Here is a 6,190-nt window from a genome sequence, read left to right on the forward strand (position 1 = left end):
CCTCGCGGGACGCACTGTCCGGGCGGACAGGGCGGCGCTGCCCGCTCCGTCCGTCGGAGCCCCGGTTCGTGGGAGGACGACCGCGGCGGCGCACCGCCCGGCCGGGACGGAGCCGGTCATGCCGCGGAGCCGAACGCCATCACGCCGAGCATGCCGACCGCGAGCATGATCGTCATCAGGCTGGCCGTCGTGGCGAGAAGGGCTGACCGACGGTCGGCGGAGTCGACCCGGCTGGCGAGGCAGGCGCGGTCGGCGATGTGGCCGCGGAAGGTCCGGTAGGCCCGGTCGACCTGCCGGATTCGCGGCGGCCGGGCGGCGTGGTGCCGCACGCTGTGTCGGCCGCTCATGCCGCGCCCGCCTGCCACCGGCGTGACGCGGACACCCCGCCACCCATCAACCATGGATTCTCCGTTGTTACTTCGGCTCTGCTCAAGCCTGCCCGCGCGAGGATGGCCCCGCCACCCCGCAGCCCCCCGCGCACACCTGTCCCGTCCATCGATGACCGCCCTACCTCCGTGTTGTGCCGGGACCAGCACCAGCCGGCCCGCGGCATACTGGCCGCCCCCGCCCGTACGGGGATGGAGATGGCCGGCCGGCACCCGGGAAATGCCAACAGCTCCACCACCCACCCCCGTTCGGGGTAGTGGAAACGTAGAGCCTTCCCTGTGCTCCGGTGGGGGGTCTGCCAGTCGGGCATGAAAGGTAGCCGTCGTGTTACGGCCAGATACCGCCCGCCGGCGCGCGGGCGGCGCGCCGCGTGGCAGGCCTGGCAGATCCGGGCCGCCAGCCGGCGCGGACAGACCGCATGCGACTCGCCACTCCACGAGATCGGATCCGTCATGGCATCAGGCTGACCGCGACCCGGGACGTCGGATCAGGAACGGCGAGAAAGCCTGCTCGGAGCCGTCGTCATCCCCGCCAGCCGCCCTCGGGGGCAGGTCCGACCGTCACCGCTCCGTCGCTGTGCGCGGACACCCATACGGCAGGAAGGCCGTCGACAGCGTCGAGCCACTTTTCCGGCATTACGGTCAAACGTTAAAGATCAGCTGGGAGATGTCGTGGCAACACGGCCCTCGACCGGGATCTGGGTAAGCGTCGCGAAGCCGGCGGTGAAGGCCGCGACCTCCTCCTCCGGTTCGGCGGTGGAGGCGCAGTCCTGTCGGGCCAGCGCGGCAGCCATGTCGGGCAGTGACGGCTGGGTCTGGAGCTCCCTCAGTCCACGCACCTCGCCGCCCACCGCGCAGTTCGGGATGTTGAGGTTGGCGACGCTCCCCCGCGGCCCGGCCGACGGCGCACCGTCAGCCAGCTCCGCCCGGTGCCGAGTGATCCAGTCGACGACCAGCGCGACGCCGGGGGCGTAGTCGAAGCTGTCCGCGAAGCCGAAACTCGAGGCGATCGCCGGGATGCCCCGCGATGCCGCGGCTCTGGCCGCACCGACCGTGCCGGAGAGGTCGACCACCGGGCCCAGGTTCTGGCCCTGGTTGATCCCGGAGACGACGACATCCGGGGTGACGTGGAGAATGTCCAGCGCGACGACCACCGAGTCGGCGGGGAAGCCGTCGACGGCGGTCGCGGCAACACCGCTCGCCGTCGTGGCATCCCGGTGCGTGGGGGTGGGTTGGGTCGTCCGGCCACCGGTGCCCGACTGGTTCGTGGCCGGTGCGACGACTGTCACGGTGACCCCGGGCAATGCACGCAGGCCGCGGACGACCGCGTCGATGCCCGGCGCGCCCACCCCGTCGTCGTTGGTGACCAGGATGTCCAGCGGGCCGGGCCCGGCCGGGGCCGCCTCACTCGAGGAAGAGGAAGCGGGGCTCCGGCCTGATTCGTCACCGGCCGAACCTGCCCCGGTGATGTTGTCTCCGCAGCCGGCCGCGGCACCGAGGGTGACGAGTGCGGCGAGAGTCGCCGTCGCCGCGCGCGGCAGTCGTGCGGCGCGGGGCTGCCTCCGGGTCGCGTCCCGATCCATGCCCTGCTGTCGCGCGCCCGTCACCGTGTTCTCCATGGTCGTCTCATCCGTGTCCTCGTCGGCACGACCGCCACCGGCCGCCCGACCTCCCCGCCACCCGCCCCCGCGGGAACAGCGCGCCCATTCATATCCCCTGACCTGTACATATCCGTCGCCACCCCCCGATCGTTGCGGAGAATGTCACCCACTGTTCGCGGCCACGATGGACGTCCTCAGCCGCTTCCAGGGCAGGCCGAAGACCAGGCGGCGAACGCGGAGTCCGAGAAGCCGCTCGGTGGGAGCCGCGAGGGGCGGCAGCCGGCACACGCACAGGCCAGCAGGGACAGCAGGGACAGCGGCCAGACCCGGGGCAGCAGCCGAGCGCGGGGCCGGCAGCAGGCACGCCGTGGATGCGACGCGGGCTGGTGACCGCACCCGCCGCGCCGGACAACCACACCGCCGGACAACCACACCGCCGGACGGCCCGTCACGGCACGCGGGGGTGAACCGTACCGTGCCGTAGCCTCTAGTCAGCCTTTGCTGCCGAGACCGGTGATAGTGCCGGGTAGGCTGGCACCGGCCATCACGGTGAGGATGAGATGGACGAGTTTTCCTATCGCGACGGCGCCCTGTGGTGTGACCAGACGTCGCTGCGTGAGGTGGCCGAACAATTCGGCACACCGACCTATGTCTATTCGGCGTCGACTCTCGTCGACCATTACGTTCGGTTCGCCAAGGCGTTCGAGTCGATCGATCCGCTCATCTGTTTCTCCGCGAAGGCACTGAGCAATGTGCACCTGCTTCGCCTTCTGGGCGAGCAGGGCGCCGGCATCGACACGGTGAGCGGCGGCGAACTGCACCGGGCGCTGGCCGCGGGGGTGGATACCGAGCGCATTGTTCTGGCCGGCGTAGGCAAGTCCGCCGACGAGCTGCGGGACGCTGTCCGGCGGGACATCCGCTGCATCAACGTCGAGTCCGAGGAGGAGGTCGCGCTCCTCGCCCGCATCGCGCGGGAGGAGGGCCGTCGACCACGGCTGGCCATCCGGGTCAACCCCGACATAGCCCCTGACCTGCGCACCCCGGCCCGGACGACGACGGCCGTCCGCGGTGTGAAGTTCGGGGTGGACATCGAGCGCGCTGCCGCGCTGTTCAGCTCGGCCGCCGCCGACGGTTCCCTTAGGCCGGAGGGCATCCACGTCCACATCGGCAGCCCCATCTTCGATCCGCAGGTCTACGCGATGGCGCTCGAGCGGGTCCTGGCCCTGGTCGCCGAGATTGAGGCCGCCGGGCATCCCGTCACCACGATCAACCTGGGTGGCGGTTTTCCCGCCGAGTACTCGGAGGGCAGCGCTCCGGGCTGGGACGACTTCGCGGAGGCGATCTGCCCACGGCTGGAGGGCTTCGTTGGCCGCGGCGGTCAGGTCATCTTCGAGCCGGGCCGGACCATCGCGGCGAACGCTGGTGTGCTCCTCGCCGCCGTCCGTTACCGCAAGCAGGCCGGAGAACGACAGCTGATCGTGATCGACGCGGGTATGACCCATATCGTCCGCGCCGCGATGTACGACAGTTATCACTTCATGTGGCCGGTCACGCCGGGCATCAAGATGGTTCCCCCCTCGCGGGACCAGCATTCTCTCGATGACCTCGTCACCTATGACGTCGTCGGCCCGATCTGCGAATCGAGCGACTATCTGGCAAAGGGCCGTGCTCTCCCCGCGATGGTGGCCGGTGACCTCATCGCGATATTCAGCGCCGGCGCCTACGGCATGACGATGACGAGCAACTACAACAGCCAGCTCCGGCCCGCCGAGGTCCTCGTCGAGGGTGACCGGGCCCGGCTCATCCGCCGCCGCGAGACCTACGACGACCTGGTGGCACTCGAACTGTTCGACGACACGCCGTCAGCGGGCTGACCCGGAAGCACTCACGCGCACTATCGGCGCATGTACCGCTGCCCCGGCCGTACGGCCGGGGCAGCGGATGGGGAACGGCTCCCCGGGCTGGGGGCCGAGGGTCTGGGCGGTGAGGGCGAGCAGCCGGCGGACCAGACCTCCGTCGAGCTCCGCCGGCACCGGGTCCAGGTTGGTCGGCACCGTCTCGGATCGAACTAAGGTCCGGTCGGACCAAGGTCCGGTGGCACGCCTCCGGCGGTCGGCGCCGAACCTCGTGCCGAGCGGCGCGGCCGGGCTGCCGGACGTCAGATGTCGACGAGCTCGACGGTGACCGCCACGGCGTCTCCCACCTCCAGCTCCTCCGCTCTGCGGACGGCCCGTTTGACGGGCAGCACATAACTGCCACCCCCACTGTCCGGGAAGATCGACGTGGCCCAGGTGGTACTCCCGACGGTGACCCGCACTCGTAGCGACCCGAAGCCGCGGCTGGCTCCGCCGGCACGGTCGCGGATCTCCGCGGAGACCTCTGTCGGCAGGCTGACAAACGTCCACGTATCAACGCGGCGGGCGTTCCACAGCCAGAGTTCGCCTTGGAAAGCAAAGACCATGGCCCGAGCGTTTCACGCGGTACCGACAGTTCCGCGACGGGTGCACCCCACCGGGGCGGTCAGCAAAGGCTCGAGGGTAACGGGCGACGGATTTCCGCAGATTCCTCATTCTGCCGGACGGAGCCGCCGTCCAGGAAATTCGGTCCCCCCGCGACCGCGCCACCCACCGGCGAGGCCACGAAAAAGACACCTGATTTAGTCACGGGGCGACGCCTGGCTGACCGCACCGGCTCTCCGCCGCGAGCGGGAACGCCGTTACTGCGAAGCACTCCCCTGTTCTCTCCGCGCGAGAGGCGATCCACCGCCGAGTTCCCGACCCACACCCATCCGACCGGCCGGTCATTGACTGACGTTGAGAGACAGGAAGCTGGATCCAATAGCGGAGTATCTCCGTCCGGAACGACCCGCGGGCGGGCCACGGAACCGAGCGCCGGTCACCTGGTTTCGGCAGTGTGGCCGACGTTTGAGGGGTGGCCTCGGCTCTGCGGGGGCGACCGTGCTCCCCTGCCAGGACCAGCGCCGGGCACAGCCGGACGGCTAGCCGATCAGCCCGCAACCACGACCGCGTGGTGGACGACTGCGGCACGGCCCGCCGACAGCGCCGCCACCGCGCCGCACGCTGCCGTGAGGCGCAGCCGACCGAGGCCAGGGCCCGACAGGGACTCCGAGCGACGAGGGGGCGACGCCGGACGAATCGCCCGAAAACTGTCGGAAACGGGGCTACCGCAGCGCGACAGGAATCACACCGGGCTCCAGATGAAGCGGATCCGCGTTAGAGAAGGCCGGCAAGTGGGCTGACCGGACCGGGATTGACTTTGGATCGGATCGACGCTGGCCGCTCCACTTGCCGGCCAACGGGCCGTAGATCGGACCTGCTACTATCAGCCAAAAATTTCACTAAGTATGAACGTTTCGATGGGGGCACTGCCCAGTCTTCAGCCCTGTCTGATCTGACCGGCTCGCCCTGCCCACCGCGGCCCAGATCCCCCATCACGATCGTTGTTTATTTCCTGTGGGGTTATAGATGCGCTCAGGCGGCTTGACAAGAAGGCTTGGGGTGGTGCTGGCCGCCGTCCTGGCCGCCACCGTCTCCGGATGCTCGGGGTCGGGCGGAGGCGGCGGGGAGGACGCCGTACCTGCTGCCTGCGACAGCCCAGGTGTCACCGCCGACGCGGTGAAGCTCGGCTTCCTCTACTCGGACTCCGGCCCCGGCAGCGGCGCGCTGTCCGCCGCCCGGGCAGGTCTCGACGCCCGACTGGGGCTGGCCAACGAAGCCGGCGGCGTACACGGCCGGCAACTGACCTACGCCTGGCGCGACGACGGCTCCTCACGATCGGAGAACGTCCAGGCCAGCCGGGACCTGATCCAGCAGGAGGGCGTCTTCGGCCTCGTGACGGCAAGCGGCGCCATGGACGACTCGCTGGAAAGCCTGTCGAAGGACCGAGTCCCCGTCACCGGCATCTTCCAGACCGGGCGGAGTGAGCACGACAACCTCTTCTCCTTCCTCGCCGGAGCCTCGCCGGAGATCACCGCCGACTACATCCTCGGGCAGAACGGCCGGAAAGCCGCCTTCCTGATGTCCGGCGGACAGCCCTTCACCCAGGATGTCATCGGGCAGTACCGGGCCGCGTTCGAGAGCAACGGACTCCCGACAGTTCCCGAGATCATCACCTACTCGGCGGGAACCGACAGCCCCGTACGGATCGCCCAGCGCCTGGAAAGCGCCGGCACCGACTCCATCG

5 protein-coding genes are annotated in these 6,190 nt (G+C 69.8%); 2 read left to right on the forward strand and 3 right to left on the reverse strand.

Annotated features, from left to right (window positions below; all coding sequences use genetic code 11):
- Positions 1-116: 116 nt before the first annotated feature.
- Complete coding sequence (locus AB1460_RS26040; RefSeq protein WP_368964740.1) at positions 117-347, reverse strand: hypothetical protein; 231 nt, start codon at positions 345-347, stop codon at positions 117-119.
- A 695-nt stretch (positions 348-1,042) separates the two neighbouring features.
- A complete protein-coding gene (locus AB1460_RS26045; RefSeq protein ID WP_368964741.1) occupies positions 1,043-2,005 on the reverse strand; it encodes a 5'/3'-nucleotidase SurE in 963 nt (320 codons plus the stop codon).
- 542 nt (positions 2,006-2,547) lie between these two features.
- Between AB1460_RS26045 and lysA the strand changes: the two genes are divergently transcribed.
- A complete protein-coding gene (gene lysA / locus AB1460_RS26050; RefSeq protein ID WP_368964742.1) occupies positions 2,548-3,861 on the forward strand; it encodes a diaminopimelate decarboxylase in 1,314 nt (437 codons plus the stop codon).
- 284 nt (positions 3,862-4,145) lie between these two features.
- On the opposite strand, the gene AB1460_RS26055 is transcribed toward lysA, so the two are convergent.
- Positions 4,146-4,448 carry a DUF1905 domain-containing protein gene (locus AB1460_RS26055; RefSeq protein WP_368964743.1) on the reverse strand — a complete coding sequence of 101 codons (303 nt, stop codon included), beginning with the start codon at positions 4,446-4,448 and terminating at the stop codon, positions 4,146-4,148.
- Between the two features lie 1,039 nt (positions 4,449-5,487).
- On the opposite strand from AB1460_RS26055, the gene AB1460_RS26060 reads away from it, so the two are divergent.
- Positions 5,488-6,190 (forward strand): ABC transporter substrate-binding protein (locus AB1460_RS26060; protein WP_368964744.1); only part of this gene is annotated, 703 nt, incomplete at its 3' end.

Source organism: Parafrankia sp. FMc2 (genome assembly GCF_041008525.1).
GTDB lineage: Bacteria > Actinomycetota > Actinomycetes > Frankiales > Frankiaceae > Parafrankia.

Coding starts and splice junctions, on each gene's coding strand:
- AB1460_RS26040 (WP_368964740.1), bottom strand. CDS start 347: ATGAGCGGCCGACACAGCGTGCGGCACCACGCCGCCCGGCCGCCGCGA.
- lysA (WP_368964742.1), top strand. CDS start 2,548: ATGGACGAGTTTTCCTATCGCGACGGCGCCCTGTGGTGTGACCAGACG.
- AB1460_RS26045 (WP_368964741.1), bottom strand. CDS start 2,005: ATGGAGAACACGGTGACGGGCGCGCGACAGCAGGGCATGGATCGGGAC.
- AB1460_RS26055 (WP_368964743.1), bottom strand. CDS start 4,448: ATGGTCTTTGCTTTCCAAGGCGAACTCTGGCTGTGGAACGCCCGCCGC.